The organism is Serratia sp. T13T92, assembly GCF_047530105.1.
In the GTDB taxonomy this organism is placed as follows: Bacteria; Pseudomonadota; Gammaproteobacteria; order Enterobacterales; family Enterobacteriaceae; genus Chania; species Chania fonticola.
Window position 1 is genome coordinate 94,979 of record NZ_JBLJAK010000014.1, and the last position, 18,547, is coordinate 113,525.

Below are 18,547 nucleotides of genomic sequence, written 5' to 3' on the forward strand. Positions count from 1 at the left end.
TTTCAGTATGATCCTCTAGCACTGGCCGATCCCGACCTCAATCGTTTGCAACTTGATCCAGAAATTCTTTTATTCGAAGGTGCCCAGTACCCCACTCTCCCACGGGATAAATTCGGCATATTTGGCGACTCCAGTCCCGATCGCTGGGGCCGAATACTGATGAAGCGTCGCCTTGAACGGGATATTCGTGCCGGTATCCAAGCTGAAGGAACCAGGCTATACGAATCAAATTATCTCTTGGGTGTACATGATCTTTATCGAGTAGGAGCTCTACGCTACAAGCTTAATGATGAAGGTGAATTTCTTGATAACCGAGCTGACGAAGCGGCTCCTCCCTTTACCGAAATTCACGCTTTAGAAAGGGCAAGCCGCGCACTGGAAGATGATCCAGACAATACATCCCTACAGGGTCAGGAATGGTTGCGGATGCTCATTGCGCCAGGTGGCTCTCTAGGTGGGGCAAGGCCCAAAGCAAGTGTCGTGGACAAGCATGGCCATCTCTATATCGCAAAATTTCCCAGCACCAAAGATGATTACGATGTTGGCGGCTGGGAGATGGTGGCCAATGCTCTCGCCGTTGGCTGCGGGCTGAACGTCGCAACAGCTGAAGCGCATAAATATGCCAGCGATTACCACTGTTTTATGGTCCGTCGGTTCGACCGTACAGGATCCGGCCAGCGCCTTCATTTTGCTTCTGCCATGACAATGACCAGACATTAAGATGGTGATGATGCCTCTAGCGGCGTCAGTTATCTTGAACTTGCAGACGTTCTGATAAGACATGGCACACAAACAAAAACCGACCTGCAAGAGCTCTGGTCAAGGATTGTTTTCAATATTCTTGTCTCTAACACCGATGATCACCTACGCAATCATGATATGAACCCCCGTTCCCTGGTCTGACGGCCTAAAGCTTAATATCACCGAAGCAGATAATGCACTCGATCTCGAACTGGCACGTGAAGTCGCTGAATATTTCCGTTTGAGCTTGGCGCAGGCCGATGAAATTATTGAAAACTTTATGGGGATCGTGGCTCAATGGAGGACAATTGCTGATGGTTTGGGACTACCTCTTCGGGAGCAGGAACGAATGTCTGAAGCATTTAGAGTTGCGAATGGATAACCCTAGAAAACATACGACACCCAGCCTACTGTTCTACTAGAGTACTGAGCACTGGTTAGCAATGAAATCACTGAGTTTTTCCGTTCAATCAATCCGGTGGCAAAGCAAATTGCAGACGTTCGTACGTAAACCCTAAGTTGATGTTGATTGAATCAGGTTGACTAAAAAAATGCAGAAGTCTTGCGGGGACCGGACTTGCACATAATGATTAACCACCTGATTTTAAATAAATAAAAAATTAATTTTGTATATTATACCAACATTGATACCAACATATTAAATCATTGATTTTGGGACTAGAATCGGGGGAAACACTACTGGGGAAGATACCGATACTCGATCCTTCAACTCAGCCCCTCGACGCGCTAATAACCCGGTTTCATGCTGCTTTACTCCAGCGTACCAACATATTTATCGACAGTCGCCAAGCAGCAGGTAGACCAGCACCGCCGACACAAATCAGCCTGTTGTGGGGTGTTGAGAGCGATAGCGTTATCCCGATACTGTTGTTGTTGAACCAAGATACATTCTACAGCGTCCGCCATGATGCAACGTTACAGACGCAAGTTGGTGCTGTTGACGCCCTCATCAGCAACGCCTAGTCATCAGCCATCGGCCCGTCTAACGAGTGGGTGTAGGCTCTGCTGTTGGAAACCATTTGCATCCAGGTTTCCCGTGGTGAACCCAATACTTATCCGTCCCAGTATGCTGTGCTTAGCTACAACGCGATGCAGTTATCTTCAGTTGTACGCACTATCCAATAAACCACCGAGTATTAACCCGTTGCGTCACCCCGCTCGTTGACCTGTTTTCACTCATTTCCCTTCAATAGCACGACTTTATGCCCATACAGGGACGGATGTCCCCTGCGCGTAAAGTCGTGCGGAGAACCAACATGATGTACGCAAAATCCTTTATGGCATTGGACGGCAATGATCGCTTGACCAGGGCTAGAACTGCACAAACGGCACCTTACGACCGCTACCGTTGCCATCTTTGCGGCAGCGCTATGACGTTCCATCCGGAATATCACACGGAACGCCCCTGGTTTGAACATCTGCAGAACGCGCTAACCGCACGAGGCCGACACTGCCTCTACGTCAAGCCGGAGCGTGTAGAAATGCGGCGTATCAAGATGGTGCGTCGCCATATGCCGGATGCTCGACCGCTCGACCGCTGGTTCGAAAAGCCGACTGGTTCTGTGTGGGTTGTAACAACCTAGCGACGCTGATGAAATGTGCAAATCTGGATCCCCAGGTGAAAGCCGATGCGAGGCACAGTCAGTTACGAAGAACGGTTGGAGGACTGGCAGCACCTGTCGCGGTACGGTCCTGGTACTGCGTCAGGTGCCAGAGCCATTATCAGGGGGAAAAACACTGCATTACGTGTAACACCGGGATATACAGCATCAAAGAAACACGCTGGCAGGAAAATTATACCTGAATCTGTTTTTGTCAGTGGCATATCGATGACTTTGCGTAAACTAAAGCCATACTTGTTCAGGCATAAAGTTTCCGACAATACCTCGTCAGGTTTCAAGGCTGCTCCCAAAACAGCCATCTTCTCAACGTAGTGTACCAAGTTTCAATCGCTACAGGGAGCTACCTCCTGCAAATTGACTTCCGGATATCGTAGACCATTGATAAAGTCACCGATGGGTAGGTTAAGGGAAACCAGCATGGTCGAACGTATTGATTACCCGATTGAAATTACAAATTCGTGGAACTTAATGAAACGCCGCGTCTTGCGCTGCAATGGACTGAGGTCTTAGAGGGATGCCGTCAGGTGCATGCAGCAAGTGCGGAGCGCCTGCGTATTGCTTTACTGAATGTGGACTATGCCACCAGTTTTGAGCTGCCCTTTCGTCGTTCACCATGTCCTTGAACACCTGTCTACAATGTCCCCGGTCTGTACACCCGATAGGCTGAGGGTTGATGATCTAAATTGGCATTATCTCACTGATTTTAGGAATTTTATTTCAGTACTGTAAGGTGTTTTTTAGGTTGGAGTAAATTCAATTACATCTGAGACTTTCAAATAATCTCGTAATGTTCGATGTGATATGTAATAACTCTCACGGGACTGATTTATGGACAAACACATTATATCAACATAGTTCTTTATCTGTTAATATTTTTAGCTCGATTTGTAATGCACATGAGCATTACTATTTTTTCATGCTATTGAATCAAGGAATTGATATGAGCTTACGTGAAATGAACCAAGCCGAAATTAAATGTGTATCTGGTGCTAATCGACTGGATTATACATCACCTGATGTAGAAAAAATTGTTATTGCGGGTTTCGATAAGCTGAAAGACTTAGCAATTGCATTAGATACTAGCCGTGACTGGCGTTACGTTGTTGCAACAGCGCCTTCTTTGCAAGAATCGTTTTATACTTGGATTGAGTATATTGGTGGTAGTGGTCAGGGAACGGCTGTGTCTTGGGCAAAAAAGTACGCCTAACTATTGTTAGTGTTTTAACTATATAATTTTAATGGTGAACTTGTTCGCCATTTCTGCATTGTACGAGTCGTGAAGCAGATTTATTACACGATCAGCAAGCCTGCGTCACGACACGTGATTGGTACTCAGCATATGACCGGTGAAGAGGCAATGATGTGGCGCTAATGCCACTTTCTTCGGTTGGACATTGTACGACCTCGTTTCTCTTCGTTTCAAAATAGTTTAAAAGCAGGTGTGGGATTTGATAACAAAGGGTCAGATGAGGTTTATCAACCATCAACTGGGTACTTCGGTGCCCATTTACTAACTTAAATCGAACCATTACTGGCGATCACCTTCAGATACCAGTAAAGCGATCTCTTTGTAGCTCTGGCTAAAGTGCCAATCCCCTGATCATTACGATCCATATAGACGAAACTATAGTGTCCATTTATTTACGCTGCGCAAGCAAAGCCCCCTACTAGGGCAGTTACACCATCAAATCAGCACAACTATCCTAGTCTGAATAACGAGATTTATAGGTTGGTGAATCTCGGAATAGTCGCTTTCCATATTTGTAAAATCAACAAGAATGGTCATACACATCGAAATCAATTGTGAAACAAGAATCATTATCTTCAGAAATATATAAATCAATCTTAGACGACACAGAACAAAAAAGAACAAAAACCTTCTTATCGTTAATTTTTAAGAACATAATTCTATATTCATGGAGATATGGCTATATATTGATTTGAGCTGTCGGGGCTGTATCATTCCTCTCGCCAAGCAAGCACCTCTAGTTATCAGTGAGCCAGGCATGCAGACATTTTTGGTGTGATTAAAAAAACCACTTATTTAAGGGTTAAACTAAAGGACTATGAAATGAAAATTATCCCATCCGCAGCATTGGCAATTTCTCTGAGCTTATTCTCTGGTTATCCCATGGCAATCGATGACACTATCGAATTCATCGGGGATATTAACAACAACATCTGTGCTGTAAGTGTTAATGATGACAACAGTAAATGTGATTTCCGTACAGGTATCCAGCATGAAAAAAATGATATAGCCGGTGGTGCTTCATTTTTCCTTAGTATTACACAAGATGAAAACTGCAATTTAACTGGGAAAACAGGTAGCGTTCGACTCACAACCATGAGAGGTACTTTTCAACTGGAGTAGCAAGTACAGGTAAAGATGATACCAAAGCAAGCTTTATTATAAGTTACAAGTAGTTGATAAAGGCCACAAAATAAATCATAACTTTACCGACACTATAAAAATAGTATAACTGGTTGAATAACAACTCTCAAACTTAATGAGACAAGATAAAGCCTAAAGTGGAAAGCGCCCTTCCTCTTAATAGCATTATGAAAAACTGAAACTAGTTAATCTCATTTCAAATTAACTAGAAAATCGCGTGAAACCAAACAAAATAACATAATATACCATAAGTACGAAAATGAAAAAATAATAAAAATTCAAAATCAATGAAATTATACTATGCCTTTTTATTCGCAAACCAAAGAAAAACACCATCTGTAATGTTAGTATTATTGCCAGAGAATAAAAACTCTACCTAAAGGAACGTAGGAGAATCATGATGCCAACTATTTACATCATAAATAATGCTGTAGAATTCAATGCCAAAGAAAGAACGTTAACCTCACTTGATGATTCGAGTAATAAAGTACTTCTGTATGTCCCTGCAGCACGCTGTTTGATGCTACTACTCAAAAACAGAGACATAATATTAGATAAAGACATCTTTTTTAACGAGGTATGGAACAAAAATGGTGTACATGTCACCGCAAACACTTTTTACCAAAATATATCTATACTCCGTAGGGGTTTTATAAAATTAGGCTTGGGAAATGAAGTTGTTAATACAATCCCCAGAAAAGGATTGCAACTGAGCAAGTTTCTAGATATTAAAGAAATAACTGAAGGAGATAAGGAAGATAACAACCAAAAACAACCACCTGAAATAAAAATTAAAAATCAGGTATCAATACAGAGGACTAATAAAACAAACAGATTAACATTTATGTTTATATTATTGACGGCTATTATTACGATATATTTCATAATTGAAGGCAACATGAAAAATCAAAGTGATTTCTTCATGAAGTATAAGTATGCGAAAAATATAGGAGAATGCAGGATTTATACTGATAACGTGATGACAAAGGTCGATGAGTCAGAGAAATACATAAGAATCAATGATAAATCTTGCAAAGAATACAAATTTAATTACTTAACAAGACACCAATTCTCGCAAAGAGTATCAATAATAAGATGTAACAAAGAAATTAGGGACGAAGACACTGATTGCATATCTGAATACCACATTATTACAACCCCAGACTAATAAACACCTGGGGTTCCTATAAGCCCGATTGAGATTGATATGAAGCACACCTTAAAATGACTACTAAAATATGAGGTTAGATAATGGTACATGTTTTGAATACGCCTATCGCCGCAACTGTACCAAATAAAAACTCAAAAAGCAACCAAGTTACAATCTAACTATCTTGGAGAAAAGCTGAGTCACATTATCTACGCCTAGCTTTCTCATGATTTTTATTTTATGAGCACTGATTGTTTTTACGCTCTTAGAACAATCTATAGCAATTTGCGAAATACTTCTACCACTCAACAAGTGGAATAATGTTTCTCTCTCCTTGATGGTAAGCAAGTTAAGATCATCAAGTTCCATCTTATTCTTTGAATTTAATATAGTTAGTATCTTCGGACTTAGTGTTTCATATCCTCTTAATGCCTTATCTAATTGCAATTCAATAATACCACACTCCTCTTGAGAGGAGATTATTGAACAACTATACTCACGAATAATTGGTGATATTTCATTTCGGTCAGTACATGAAGTAAAAATTATCACATCTGAAATTAACTCATTAACTTCAGATAAGAAATCACTTGTTGTATTAGTTGCTGAATTATCAACAACAGGAATATCACAAATGACCGAGCTAACGGTATTTTTTTTAAGAAAAGCTAACAGCTCCACAGTGGTACTTGTAGAGTAATTAACACTCGCACCCAACCCAGCGAGAACCGATTTAATTCCTAACACTGTTATTGGACAATTATTCATTAAAGCTATACTAGTCATGCTTCGCACCGAGGCCTTATTTATATAATTACGTATAAAATGAAAATCTGTTTAACACACCGCCAAGAACAGAAAACTCACTATTATTATTTATATTAAGTCGTTTCATTATACTTGTTTTTTGAGTAGATATGGTCTTTATGTTACGTCCATTTTTTTTAGCTATATCTGTAACTCTTTTACCTTCGAGCAAGTCAAAAACCAAGTTGGTTTCAGCCGGAGTCAATAACGCAGGTACCTTCCAGTCCATTTGCTCCAAAACATAAGGACCGAATCTTCTTTCTTTATTCATAATAGAAAAGAAAATATCAAGAAAAACGCTACTACTCTCTTTATAGAACATAACTCCATTGATGCCCAACGAGGCAATAAGCGCGTATAACTTTGCATTTAAAACATCAGAGAATAATAAAACAGGTATACCTGAGCTCGATATTTTCCATGCCTTCTTTATAGAGTCCAACGTGTTGCCACACTCTTTCGAAATGGATAGAATAACTAATGCAATCGTTCTGTCAGTTTCATTGCCAATATCCCATACGTTATTAATATTAACTACCGTATAATCCCCCCCATTAACCGACTCGAGTGAACTACGCACACCAAATGCATTGACTGGCGTCAAGTCAGTTAAAATAATATTTTTTTTAGATAAATTAAAAGCATTCATAAAACCACCAAGCAAGAATATAGAAATGCGTATCAAATACGCACCTAAATGTATGATATCGTATAGACCATCGTGCTATTGGCCGTGCCTGGAGTAACATTACCTTGCGTTTGATAATATCTTACTGAAAAAGGGATGCTTATTTCTGATCCACTTACTGGGAATGAACCAATCTGCCAGGGAGTCCCAAGCTTAACTGGATTTTCGGTGCCGCCAAATAGTATTTGCAATGCCACACCTTGTGCATTATCGGTATTTGGAGACAATGACAACAATCCCGAAACTCCCCCACCCTGAGGGCTTGCACCATCCAATTGTAACATAATTTTAAAAGCACTCATTATTTCCGTATCACAGAGCAAACTAATATTAAACCCCTTAGATTTACTATTAGAACCGACACCAGAACCAAAACCACTCTTTTTATTTATGGTTGTTTTATCCAAAGTAACAGTGAAAGATGCAGTACCTTTGATCTTACAGGTTTCAGTTGTATAAACTACACTGTTAGGATTTTGCATTGTAAATGTAGCACTGTCTACAGCGTATGCCGAGGCTCCACCCATAGTAAAAAGCTCTACACTATTCGCAATAGCAGATGCTTGCGTACTGTTAGACGTTTTAACAATTTGCACATCAACACTGAACGTACTTTTTGGCCAGTATGATGATGTAGATCCTCCTCCAATAGCTGCGTAGTCTTGAATCGATTGACCTGATGAAATAGATTGAACTGAATTACCATTATTATTTTTAAAACTTATGTTTAAGGTAAGACCATAACCCAAAGATTTAGTAAGATCTTTGCGTTTAAAGTATATCAACGTCGCTTTATCCGTAGCCTTATTTAAACTACAAGAAGTAGTGAAATCATAACTTTTACTAAACAGAACTGTTCCTATTGGAATGCCAGGAGTAACCTTTATTGCTGGAGTGTCAACACCAAGAGAAAGTAAAACACTTCTTCCATCTGCAGCTTTGCAAATTAACCCTGCATAAACATTCGAATTAAATCCAAATAAAAAAATAAACATCAGTAAAACTCTGAAAGATGACCTGTTGCAACTTACATTTCTCATTACTATATTCTCGTTGTTTTTTATTGAAAATAACCACTAGTATTTATATGAAAAGTGGTTGCCAAAAGGTATTTCTCACAAGCATTTAGTATGAATATTTAAAAAATTAGTGGTTTGTAGTTTATTAGTTTTAGTATTTTCCGGAACACTAACCTTAAATGTACAACGTTCTTGTTTTCCTTCTCCCCACAGAACGTTCAATTGAGAGGTTGCTACTGGTAAGCGAGCATAAATCATGCCACCCTGGGCAACGGTTCCAACAGTATTCCCTTTCTCATCCCTTACCGCCGCCCCAAGAGGAAGTTCTTTCCCATTTGTGTCAACATTTATCAGTACAGGACGACCAACCGATGTACGATATCTCAACCGGACAACTGCACCGGAACGTGGTATCACCTGTTGCCGTGTGTTTTGTAATTCAACATCCACAGGTAAGCCTTTTGGATCCAGAGATATTTCATTCAAGCGATAAGAATTCAAATAAGGTACGATAGCATTACCTCTATTATTGATAACAACACCCGAATACCCCTCAACTTTGGCACCTTCGGCATTAGGCGCGCTAATAACGGCTAATGTATCAGAGCTGTATGGGCTTGCAGTGATACTATCGGAAAGTACAACGACAGACCCTGTCGCCCCGGTTGAGACTGAGCGATAATTTTTACCCTGACCATAGGAACCTTGCAAGGAACTATAAGGCGAACGGTAAACCCCTGAAACACTCCCGGCGCTATTATTATTTTCGTCTCTGCCGGCGGCCAGATTATAGTTAAACTGGTCATCACTCCCCAACATGCCATTAACACTTGCCTGGCTATTTAATCCGTTAGATGTACGGCCAAGATTCATATTCAGGTTTGGTGAGTTTCCTCCTGAACCTAATGGAGCAGTGAAAGTGACTAAATACTGAGTTTCTTGATCGCCACCAACGTTTCTTAAGCGGTTTGCTGAGATTGAATAAGATAACCGCCCAAAATTATTGCTGTAACCAATTTGGTACTGCTTATCATTACCACTTTGATTCCAATAGTTCTGACTAAAACCACTGACATATAACTGCCCCAGACCTTCAGAGAAAGACTGACTTGCAGTTAGCGATAGTCTATTACGCGGGCGCTGAAGGGTTAAAGCCGTGTGATCACTATTATAACGATAATGGTCGCTAAACAGCATCGCATTTTTTAGATCCAAATAGCCAGATGATGAGAAACGATACGCAGCAATGGATACGCTACTGCCGGTTTCCGCAAACATCTTACTGAAAGTCGCTCTATAACTGCTACCCTGGTTTGTATTACCTCCTGCTGAAGCCTTGGCATGAGTAACATCTAGGGCTAACGCACCAAACTGGGTACCTATCGCTGCGCCTACTAAACCAGCACTATAATCTCCGGTTCCTAAAAATCCCGTATAACCTGTTAGGCTATTTGTCAGCCCATGTTGGAGTGTCACTTGTGCAACTCTTGGAGTATAAGAGATATTTAAATCCCTGATAGTACCTATAGCAGCGTTGTATTGTGTCATTCCAGGACGAAGTAGCTGCGGTACAGAAGCATAAGGAACGCTGAACGTAGTTTGACGCCCATCGGCTTCTGTGACTTTAACCTTTAAATCCCCACCATAGCCCGTTGGGTATAAATCATTAATTACGAAAGCCCCAGGCGGCACGGTCGTTTCATAAAGGAGTGCCCCACTTTGTTCGATAGTGACGCGTGCAATGGTCTGTGCAATTCCACGCACCGCGGGTGCATAGCCTCGCTGAGAGTCAGGCAACATTTTATCGATGGTGTTAAGTGCAACACCGCGAAAACCAAATGTGTCGAACAACTCACCTGAAGTGAATGCATCACCAACGGTTAATCTGGCTTTGAGCGGGGTTATATCATGCTCAACATAATTTCGTATGCTGTTGTAGTCCCTACGATCATTTTTCTGCCAGGTTAAGGACCCGGTGTGACGAAACATCCAACCAGCCATATTATAACCGACGTTAGTGCCACCATAAAATGATTGAAACTCTTTACCATTGGCTACTGATTCATAATAGTTCGTATTGTAGCCTAATAATAGTGCATTAGCTCCGTCTTCCCACATTGCAGGATCAACAGAGCCGCGAGCCGTTTGCAGCAAGTCGGCCTGAGGTATTTGTATATCAAGACGCATTTCTGAACTGTCAAAATGAACTTTGGCCGCGGAAGTTAGCTTTCCCAGCTCATAATAGTCATCCGAAGGATTCAACTCATCGAAAGCCTTAGTGTTTAATGCACTCGATTTGATCCCAATTTTATTAAACAAACCTTTATTGATAAGTACCTTGGGTTTCCCTTCAATTAAAATAACGGGGACTGATTCCAGACCAATGAATTTCTCATTAAGATATGTCTCAGCTCGATATTCTCCAGGCTCTAACTGGTTACCATACTCAAAGCGCGCCACATCAATTTCATTACCAGCTGCCTGCATAAGGAAACCAGGGTCAAACACAGCCTTCTCAGAACTACTCCCATCCTGAATCTCTTGGGCGATAACATTATGGGATTGAAGAGAAATCGCCGAAGTGATAGCAACCTTCCAAAAGTTGCCATTTACTTTTTTCAATCTTAAACAATCACTTATTATTATAAATAGATTTCTCATAATTATCACCCGGTCAAAATCCCTATTTCCATGGTAAAGAAATTAAAAATAAAGTTATCAATTTAAATATTTAATGGCTACTAAAGTACATTAATATAAGAATCGGATACCGCTACCCCACCAAAATCGGTTATCGCCTTATAGGTTAGTTTACTACCAGCTAAAACCCCGGTAAGTGGAGCGCTTTTAAATACTTTGCTTTCCCTTGGGGCTAGCATTTCACCTTCAGTAGTATTGATTTTTTTTCCATTAACTGAAATTTCTACGCCTGCAATATTGACATAGTAGGCCGACGGGTTTTCACCCTGTAATTGCCTATCTTTAGTCAATGACCATTGTACATTCTTCAAGGCTTCACTGGCTCCGTCAGCATCAAGAGAGCCAGGTCTGAAGAATATTTTTATACGTGAACGTATGGCCATCTGAAGCGTATTTTGGCCTGAATTTGCACTCTTAGGTGGTATGTCTAGTATATTCAGAAAATAAACCGACTCTTTATCCTCTGGTAAAGTGCCTCCAGTATAGCTGATGCGTAGGGTTTGTCCTTTATTGGGTTCAACCCTGAAAACAGGGGGTACCAAAACAAAAGGCACCTTGATTTTATTTATTGGTATATTAGTATTTCCATCATCAATCCAGGCCTGTATTAAAGAAGGAAGTTCACCATCATTTTTCAACTGAACTGTTACTTCCCGGTCACCCTGAGGATAAATAACTCTGGTACCAAGCGCAACTACGTTTGCAAAGACAGGATTACATAGGAAAAAAATCGTTATAAGCAACAATATATTAGTTCGAGAGAACATTTTACTCATAGAATCCACCGAGGAAACTCACTTTACTATTTTCACATTTTATTAAATAGAAACACAAGAAGTATAAGACCCCTTGTGTTTCTAAAATATCAAAAAGTAATTACAGGTAGTTGATAGAATAGGTTACTGAAGTATCAACATCACCAGCTTCAACTTTACCGGTAGCAAAGTATTGAGCAGCATAAGTCAATGCGCCATTACCACCAGTCAGAGTTACAGTTTTACCTGTAGTCTGGGATGTGTCACCCGCTTTCAATACCTTGCCATCAACATCCATCAGCTGAACCTGAACGTTGGTTGCTGTACCGTTGTTTTTCAGGTTACCGGTAACAGAATCCACGTTAGCACCAGCTTCGAAGAAGGCCAGAACAGAGTTGGCAGTACCGCTACAGTTACTCAGAATCATATTGAAGTTAGTTGCACCAGCAACCTTGTTTTTCTCTGCAAGCAGGTTAGCAGAGACTTTTGGCAGGTTTACGGTTGCATCTTTATTTCCACCATTAATGCTCACATTACAGGTTGAGCTATCAATCGCGCCTTTAAAGGTGATGGTGCCGTCAGCTGCGTTTGCGGTAGAAGCAAAGATAGTCATAGCAGCGGTCAATGATGCAGCGATAATTGTTTTGTTCATAATTAATACCTTTTCCTTAAAGTTTTAATATAGATTGGAATATGATAATTCCGGTATTTAAGTGTAAGACACGTTTATTACTTGAGGTTCTTTGCTACTGTTGCAACACCAAAAATACCAGCCAGCCCAACTGACGCAGCGCTAATTAAAGTGGCAACTGCAACAAGACTTGCAACTGCAAAAATACCTACACCGATAGCATTTCCAATATGAGAGCTAGATGGCCCTTCACTTGGTAATGATCCCGTTCCAGGATTATTTGGTGTGTGTGTTAACCCATTTATAAAATCTAAGATATTTGATGGTGACCACCATGCAGCACCACTAACCTCACGGATTTCAGTGTATCCCAGAACTCGCATTTTTCATCCTTAGACAATAAGTATCAAGAGCGATATTACTTTTTAATCCATCGCGAGGTTAAAGTATAAAGGAATGGATACATAATATTGCCAATTAATGAAGCAATCGCGCCTCCGATGACTACCCCATTAAGAGGGTTTTTAGTACTACGCAGGAAATTATATATATCTGCAGCTGTTTTAGGGAAACTAAAGGCACCACCAGACACAGCCTTTACTTCTTTACTATCTAACTGTCGCATAGCAACTCTCTATAAAACCTCAGGAGGAGTTTCCCCTGAGGTTTATTAAAAAACTCGAATTAAACTTTAGGGAATGGGCCTTCAGGATCCATAGCCTTTAGTGAATAATCGTTCACTGCAGCAATAGTTTTATCCCAATCTGAAGTAAAACCGAATAATGCCCCTTGAATAACACCAAAGACGCCTCCAAGAACAACACCTACCAAGGCGGTAACAGCACCAACGCCCAAGATCCCACCAGTACTGCCACCTGCAACACCAACTTTCAGCATACCAGCCGTTGCAACGCCTAAAGCACCTACTGCTGCGGCTGCGATACGAGAGAAGAAGCCAGCACCAGAAACCATTTCGACTTCCATGATGTTAAGTTCACGCATTTTTAAATCTCCATATTTAAGTTATTTTAGTTACAATTTTGATACTACACGATGTCGCTTTATGAAAAAGCCATAATAGATTAAAACCTGAAGCAGTTGTAATCCATGACTGCCATTATATGTGTATTTCCCATGAGATATATCAGTAAAAATCCATACTGCCTGTTATTTAGCTAGAGAATCATCCATAAATGACTCATGGTTTTTATCATAGAATAACTCACTAACCTTCCCCTTATTTAATAGAAAAACGCGATCCGCACTGCGAATGGTTTCTGGCCTATGCGCAATGATCACTCGCGTTATCGGCATTGCTTTAATTTCCTGATTTATTAACCTTTCACGCTCGACATCAAGATGGCTTGAAGCTTCGTCTAGCACTAACAAATCAGGTTGCCTATAAAGAGCCCTGGCTAGCAACACCCGCTGATTCTGGCCACCAGATAAGGATGAGCCCATATCACCGACAAGACTCTGATATGCCATCGGCATAGCCATAATATCCTCATGAATTTGAGCTAATTGTGCAACTTTTTCAATCAAGGCCTGATCTGGTTTAGTATCAAAGAAACAAATATTGTCAGCAATAGAACCCGCAAAAAGTATGTCATCTTGCATAACGCAACCAATACGCTCTCTGTGCAGTTGCATACCTTGTTTACGAATATCAATGCCGTCGACCTCGATACTACCAGCCTCGGGTTTCAATAAACCAAGCAACAACTTGGCCAACGTGGTTTTACCTTGCCCTGATGGCCCAATGATGGCGACCGACTCCCCCGGATTTATAGTGAAGGAACACTCATCAATCACCAGAGGTTCAGTCTCTGCATAACGGAAGCTCAATGCTTTAATATCAAGCCCAGGTCCAGGTGATTCACCATCTCGTGCTGGTACCGCAATTGTCGCTTCCATATCCTCTTCTTTATCGGTTAGTACAATGTCAGCCAATCGCTCACCATGTAGACGAAGCATTCTAAAGTCGATGAGAGCATCGATTAACCCTGATGCGCGCCCGATGAATTGATCGGCAAAACTGACAAATGCGGTTAACATCCCTACAGAGAAATTGCCATCAAGAACTTCTCTGGCGGCTAGCCAGATTAAAACAACCCTTCCGATCCCACTGATAACCCCCTGAAGGGCACTGAAACCAATAGATAAACGTTGAATTACAATCCCTTTGTTGGTTGTTTCAACGACGGCGTTTGCATAGGATGTTAAACGGACCTCTTGCTTATTATTAAGTTTTACAGCTTGTACACCACGAATAGATTCAAGCAATATTGATTGTGCACGTGCACCGGTAATAATTTGATCTTCATTTGCCTGTCGGAACGGACGAAATGACACTAGGCGAATGATTGCATAAGCCACAAAAAGGCCTATAACAATCCACGTTAATGTGGTGTTATAAACAAACAGCAGTGCTAGCGTGGCGAAAGCCATGATGCCATCAAGTATGGTACTGATAAATCGACTCGTTAAAGTGCTTTGAATTGTACCAATTGACCCAAACCTGGAAACGATGTCTCCCACATGCCGTGTTTCGAAATACGCCATCGGCAAACCTAATAAACGAGAGAAAACGTTAGCAGTCCATTGAACACTGAGTAAACTCGAAAACCATGTCGTCACCCAAGAGCGTATGACAGAGATTGCGGTCTGCATAACAACTACGCATATGAATCCGATTCCCAGCAGAGTCAGTAAATCACGGTCTGCTGAAACCAGGACCTGATCCATGACCCATTGCATATAGAATGGCCCAAGGATTGCGAAGAGTTCCATCGCCACAGATAAAATAAATATTTGGGCAAAAGCAGAACGGATGCCAATTACGCTACCAATCAGCGTAAGCATGGATACCGTCTGTTTTTCTTCGATTTTCTTAAAGTTTGCGGTAGGCATTAACTCAAGTGCGACCCCGGTGAAGCATCGGGATACTTCATCCATTGGTACATCACGGATCCCGCGAGCAGGGTCATGAATAGTGATCTTATTTTTGGATACACTTTTTAACACCACAAAGTGGTTTAACTCCCAGTGTAAGATACAAGGGCGGCGTAATTTGACTAATTCATCCATCTCAAGTCGTAATGCGCGTCCCGCCAGGCCTAGTTGATGTGCTACCAACATCACGTCAGCCAACGTTGCGCCTTTTAATGACGTTGAAAAACGTCTACGCAGAGTGACCAAATCAATCGAATGTCCGAAGTAGTTGGAAATCATCCCTATGCAGGCCAGCCCACACTCTGTGGCCTGGGTCTGTTGCATCATAGGTAAACGCCTGCCCCAGCCAAAATTTAGCGCATTTAAAAAACTCATTCCTAGTGTTCCTTTAAAAACTGAAAGTAATACTTATTTCTTCAACTCTATGAAGCAGAGCGTCGCCCTAATGCGTAAAGGGGTTCCAGAACCCATTCAATTAATCGACGGTTATCAATCAGGAAGTCAGCCTCAAGTGCAATACCTGGTTTAAGATGCTCTATTTTTCCGTAGACAAGAATATCTTGCTTATCCAATTCGACGACTACGCGATAATGTTGTTCACGAACCTCATTATTCCCAGTCAAAGTAGCCACCTCCTGAGGAGACAGGGCCGTACGGGATACCTCAGCCACACGACCATACTGTTGGCCGAATTTTTGATAGGGATATGCCTGATAACGCAACACAACCCTCTGACCTGCTTGGATAAATCCAATTGAACGGCTACTAACCATCATTCTCGCCTGTAACTTGCCATTTTCTGGCAATAGGGAAACGACAGATTGCCCGGCATTGACAATTTGCCCTTGTTTGGTAAGAACTGCGCCAACAACACTATCTTGCGGGGCCTGTAAAACAACGGAGCGACGCGATTCGTTTTCTGCCAGTTGCTGATCTATGTTTGATAACTTGCTTTGCATATCATGCCGCTGATTCAATGCATTAAGCGGTTGTTCGCGTAACTGTTGATATGTCTGAGCAATCTGTTGCTGCAAATCCAACTGCTGCCGAGTGGTCTCCTGAAGACGAGTGTCCGTATCCAACAAATTGGTTTCCTGCTGCTCCACTTGAGTATTAGAGGCGTAACCTTCCTTTTGCATCTGTTGGATTTTATCGAGCTGAACGCGGGCAAGTTCTATCTGCCTTATACGCTGTTTTCGTTGCATCTCGGTTTGCTTAAGTTGAGATTGCAAAAGTGCCAAGCGCTCTTTAAGGCCGAGTATCGCCTCCTTATTGAGCGTATCCAATGCGGCTAGATCGGCTTGCAATCGGCTTCGCTGCATTTCCAATTGGTCCGCAACCATGTGGCGTGTCCGTCCAAGGGAAGTGGCAACTTCGGAGGATATCTCCATTAAAGGCTGCCCTTTATGAACGCTCTCCCCTTCAGTGACAGATAAGTTAACAACCGTTCCCGATACTGGGGGGGAGACAGTAAGTATTCCGCCTATCGGGAGTAACTCCCCCACGGCAGTTTCTCTTTTTGTATAACTTCCAAAAACGAAAAAAAGTGCAATTGAAACGGTAATCAAAGCCACAATACTAATGACAAGCCAGCGATACGGCGGGCAATAGAGAGCCACCGACCCAATCATTTTTGTTCGGTTAGATTCCAGTGCTTCCTTTCTGAATAGTGACTCACTCATTACAATTCATCCATTTTTTGTTTGTTGCCAGTATCTTTGCTATAATCTGAACAATTAAATTCAGACAGTTGTTCATAATTGAGCCTTCCGGAAACATGGGACAACTCCAGTATAGATGTTAAGTATTTAAATCTAGCCTCTGATATAGCCCGAAGTGATTCATAATAATTTTGTTGAGCAGTTAGTTCATCTACAATAGTGCGCAGACCTAATTCGTGGCCATACTGTGTAGAGTTAACTTTATTCTTGGCAGAAATAGCGGCTTTTTGCTGCGCTCGCAATAATGCTAAGCCATTAGTGATCCCTAAATATGCCGACCGTGCATCTTGCTTTACCTTTCGTTGGGTATCTTGCAGGTTATTTTTGGCTTGTTCTCGTCGATATAATGCCTCCCTAGATTGAGATAATTGTCCTCCCCCCTGGAAAATTGGCATGGATACATTGATACCTACCATAGTGTTACGTGTCTTAGAGGTTGTGCCAAAAACCTCATCTAACGCATTTTCCCCTTCACCACGACTCCAGTTCCCTCCATATGAGCCCTGCAAGGAGACAACAGGCAGATGGGCACTCGTTGCCGCGAGTACATCGGTATCGGCCTTTTTTAGCTGAAACTGAGCAGTCCGCACGTCTAAGTTATTTTTTACTGCCTCATCCATCACAACTTTAAGATCGGTTGGAATGTTCGAACTAACGCACGAGGAATTAATCGGCCTAATTTCATCTGCACTAAGGCCAGTCAAACGCTGATAGAGACCATTTGCAACTTCAAGGTCGTTACGATTAGCAATTTCTTTTGCCGAGGCTGCATCATAATTTGCCTGTGCTTCATCGACATCAGTACGTGTACTGTCACCTAGGCGCAGGGCTGCTTTAGCTTGTCCTAACTGCTTTCCAAAAGCCTGTGAGGCAGCACGCGTTGCTTGGAGCACTTCTCGCTGATATAGAACCTGGAAAAAAGCATCTGAAACATCGACAATCAGCTTTTGTTGTGCGGCATAAAACTCCACGTCAGCCATATCAGCAATCACCATTCCTTGCTTTAGTGCCGCAATTCTAGACATGTCAAATAAAGGTTGCGTAATGTTAAGTCCATAACTATGACGTTTGACTTCCGCACCATATGAAGCATGGGGTTGATCTTGTTTCGTATAACTTGATTCTACTCCAATACTGGGTAATAACCCTGCAACGCCTTGGTCAAACTTTTCATTACCTGCTTCTTTTGAGAAACGGGCTGCATTAATCCCTGCATCGTAAGTGGATGCCGCATTTACAGCCTCTTGCAAGGTTGTAGCATAAGCATGGCCTACAGATGAAAAAAGAAATAACGCAATGATAGATTTATAATAATTTTCAAACATCTTCACACTCAATAATAATT

At 41.6% G+C, this 18,547-nt stretch carries 17 protein-coding genes and 2 pseudogenes; 7 read left to right on the forward strand and 12 right to left on the reverse strand.

What is annotated here, in order from left to right:
- Positions 1-159: 159 nt before the first annotated feature.
- The 7 genes and pseudogenes from ACMV5I_RS15140 to ACMV5I_RS15170 all read left to right on the forward strand — a co-directional run bounded on the left by ACMV5I_RS15140 (position 160) and on the right by ACMV5I_RS15170 (position 5,944).
- Positions 160-903: pseudogene (locus tag ACMV5I_RS15140) on the forward strand (type II toxin-antitoxin system HipA family toxin).
- Between the two features lie 1,115 nt (positions 904-2,018).
- Positions 2,019-2,345, forward strand: a complete 327-nt coding sequence (locus tag ACMV5I_RS15145; protein WP_414824718.1) for a putative zinc ribbon protein — start codon at positions 2,019-2,021, stop codon at positions 2,343-2,345.
- Between the two features lie 8 nt (positions 2,346-2,353).
- Positions 2,354-2,566: a putative zinc ribbon protein gene (locus ACMV5I_RS15150; RefSeq protein WP_414824719.1), complete on the forward strand. Its 213-nt coding sequence runs from the start codon at positions 2,354-2,356 to the stop codon at positions 2,564-2,566.
- 235 nt (positions 2,567-2,801) lie between these two features.
- Positions 2,802-2,989, forward strand: a pseudogene (locus ACMV5I_RS15155) (DNA-binding protein); the annotation flags it as partial.
- 335 nt (positions 2,990-3,324) lie between these two features.
- A complete protein-coding gene (locus tag ACMV5I_RS15160; RefSeq protein WP_414824720.1) occupies positions 3,325-3,591 on the forward strand; it encodes a hypothetical protein in 267 nt (88 codons plus the stop codon).
- An 864-nt stretch (positions 3,592-4,455) separates the two neighbouring features.
- Positions 4,456-4,755: a hypothetical protein gene (locus ACMV5I_RS15165; RefSeq protein ID WP_414824721.1), complete on the forward strand. Its 300-nt coding sequence runs from the start codon at positions 4,456-4,458 to the stop codon at positions 4,753-4,755.
- A gap of 418 nt (positions 4,756-5,173) precedes the next feature.
- On the forward strand, positions 5,174-5,944 hold the full coding sequence (locus ACMV5I_RS15170; protein WP_414824722.1) for a winged helix-turn-helix domain-containing protein: 771 nt from the start codon (positions 5,174-5,176) through the stop codon (positions 5,942-5,944).
- 150 nt (positions 5,945-6,094) lie between these two features.
- Here the strand turns inward: ACMV5I_RS15170 and ACMV5I_RS15175 are convergent, their stop codons facing one another.
- From ACMV5I_RS15175 to ACMV5I_RS15230, 12 genes are all read right to left on the reverse strand, one after another.
- Positions 6,095-6,712: a LuxR C-terminal-related transcriptional regulator gene (locus tag ACMV5I_RS15175; protein WP_284122127.1), complete on the reverse strand. Its 618-nt coding sequence runs from the start codon at positions 6,710-6,712 to the stop codon at positions 6,095-6,097.
- A gap of 28 nt (positions 6,713-6,740) precedes the next feature.
- Positions 6,741-7,382 (reverse strand): hypothetical protein, encoded by a 642-nt coding sequence (locus ACMV5I_RS15180; protein WP_414824723.1) that lies wholly within the window; start codon positions 7,380-7,382, stop codon positions 6,741-6,743.
- Positions 7,383-7,426: 44 nt separating this feature from the next.
- On the reverse strand, positions 7,427-8,416 hold the full coding sequence (locus tag ACMV5I_RS15185; protein WP_414824724.1) for a fimbrial protein: 990 nt from the start codon (positions 8,414-8,416) through the stop codon (positions 7,427-7,429).
- A 120-nt stretch (positions 8,417-8,536) separates the two neighbouring features.
- On the reverse strand, positions 8,537-11,101 hold the full coding sequence (locus tag ACMV5I_RS15190) for a fimbria/pilus outer membrane usher protein (RefSeq protein WP_414824725.1): 2,565 nt from the start codon (positions 11,099-11,101) through the stop codon (positions 8,537-8,539).
- Between the two features lie 80 nt (positions 11,102-11,181).
- Complete coding sequence (locus tag ACMV5I_RS15195) at positions 11,182-11,916, reverse strand: molecular chaperone (RefSeq protein ID WP_414824726.1); 735 nt, start codon at positions 11,914-11,916, stop codon at positions 11,182-11,184.
- Positions 11,917-12,016: 100 nt separating this feature from the next.
- Positions 12,017-12,547, reverse strand: a complete 531-nt coding sequence (locus tag ACMV5I_RS15200; RefSeq protein WP_414824728.1) for a fimbrial protein — start codon at positions 12,545-12,547, stop codon at positions 12,017-12,019.
- A 77-nt stretch (positions 12,548-12,624) separates the two neighbouring features.
- Positions 12,625-12,909: a hypothetical protein gene (locus ACMV5I_RS15205; protein WP_414824729.1), complete on the reverse strand. Its 285-nt coding sequence runs from the start codon at positions 12,907-12,909 to the stop codon at positions 12,625-12,627.
- Between the two features lie 35 nt (positions 12,910-12,944).
- Positions 12,945-13,151, reverse strand: coding sequence for a hypothetical protein (locus tag ACMV5I_RS15210; protein WP_414824730.1), 207 nt, complete (start codon positions 13,149-13,151; stop codon positions 12,945-12,947).
- Between the two features lie 59 nt (positions 13,152-13,210).
- Positions 13,211-13,528 (reverse strand): hypothetical protein, encoded by a 318-nt coding sequence (locus ACMV5I_RS15215; RefSeq protein WP_414824731.1) that lies wholly within the window; start codon positions 13,526-13,528, stop codon positions 13,211-13,213.
- A 165-nt stretch (positions 13,529-13,693) separates the two neighbouring features.
- The gene (locus ACMV5I_RS15220; protein ID WP_284122126.1) at positions 13,694-15,856 is read right to left on the reverse strand and encodes a peptidase domain-containing ABC transporter; all 2,163 of its coding nucleotides are present in this window, start codon (positions 15,854-15,856) and stop codon (positions 13,694-13,696) included.
- 47 nt (positions 15,857-15,903) lie between these two features.
- A complete protein-coding gene (locus ACMV5I_RS15225) occupies positions 15,904-17,163 on the reverse strand; it encodes an HlyD family secretion protein (protein ID WP_414824732.1) in 1,260 nt (419 codons plus the stop codon).
- Positions 17,163-18,527 carry a TolC family outer membrane protein gene (locus ACMV5I_RS15230; protein ID WP_414824733.1) on the reverse strand — a complete coding sequence of 455 codons (1,365 nt, stop codon included), beginning with the start codon at positions 18,525-18,527 and terminating at the stop codon, positions 17,163-17,165. Before ACMV5I_RS15230 ends, ACMV5I_RS15225 begins: the two co-directional genes overlap by 1 nt.
- Positions 18,528-18,547 lie beyond the last annotated feature (20 nt).

Excerpts from the sequence above, each read along its gene's own strand:
- ACMV5I_RS15165 (WP_414824721.1), top strand. The coding sequence starts at position 4,456 with ATGAAAATTATCCCATCCGCAGCATTGGCAATTTCTCTGAGCTTATTC.
- ACMV5I_RS15190 (WP_414824725.1), bottom strand. The coding sequence starts at position 11,101 with ATGAGAAATCTATTTATAATAATAAGTGATTGTTTAAGATTGAAAAAA.
- ACMV5I_RS15215 (WP_414824731.1), bottom strand. The coding sequence starts at position 13,528 with ATGCGTGAACTTAACATCATGGAAGTCGAAATGGTTTCTGGTGCTGGC.
- ACMV5I_RS15220 (WP_284122126.1), bottom strand. The coding sequence starts at position 15,856 with ATGAGTTTTTTAAATGCGCTAAATTTTGGCTGGGGCAGGCGTTTACCT.
- ACMV5I_RS15210 (WP_414824730.1), bottom strand. The coding sequence starts at position 13,151 with ATGCGACAGTTAGATAGTAAAGAAGTAAAGGCTGTGTCTGGTGGTGCC.
- ACMV5I_RS15200 (WP_414824728.1), bottom strand. The coding sequence starts at position 12,547 with ATGAACAAAACAATTATCGCTGCATCATTGACCGCTGCTATGACTATC.
- ACMV5I_RS15175 (WP_284122127.1), bottom strand. The coding sequence starts at position 6,712 with ATGACTAGTATAGCTTTAATGAATAATTGTCCAATAACAGTGTTAGGA.
- ACMV5I_RS15170 (WP_414824722.1), top strand. The coding sequence starts at position 5,174 with ATGATGCCAACTATTTACATCATAAATAATGCTGTAGAATTCAATGCC.
- ACMV5I_RS15180 (WP_414824723.1), bottom strand. The coding sequence starts at position 7,382 with ATGAATGCTTTTAATTTATCTAAAAAAAATATTATTTTAACTGACTTG.
- ACMV5I_RS15150 (WP_414824719.1), top strand. The coding sequence starts at position 2,354 with ATGAAATGTGCAAATCTGGATCCCCAGGTGAAAGCCGATGCGAGGCAC.
- ACMV5I_RS15195 (WP_414824726.1), bottom strand. The coding sequence starts at position 11,916 with ATGAGTAAAATGTTCTCTCGAACTAATATATTGTTGCTTATAACGATT.
- ACMV5I_RS15185 (WP_414824724.1), bottom strand. The coding sequence starts at position 8,416 with ATGTTTATTTTTTTATTTGGATTTAATTCGAATGTTTATGCAGGGTTA.
- ACMV5I_RS15225 (WP_414824732.1), bottom strand. The coding sequence starts at position 17,163 with ATGAGTGAGTCACTATTCAGAAAGGAAGCACTGGAATCTAACCGAACA.
- ACMV5I_RS15205 (WP_414824729.1), bottom strand. The coding sequence starts at position 12,909 with ATGCGAGTTCTGGGATACACTGAAATCCGTGAGGTTAGTGGTGCTGCA.
- ACMV5I_RS15230 (WP_414824733.1), bottom strand. The coding sequence starts at position 18,527 with ATGTTTGAAAATTATTATAAATCTATCATTGCGTTATTTCTTTTTTCA.
- ACMV5I_RS15145 (WP_414824718.1), top strand. The coding sequence starts at position 2,019 with ATGATGTACGCAAAATCCTTTATGGCATTGGACGGCAATGATCGCTTG.
- ACMV5I_RS15160 (WP_414824720.1), top strand. The coding sequence starts at position 3,325 with ATGAGCTTACGTGAAATGAACCAAGCCGAAATTAAATGTGTATCTGGT.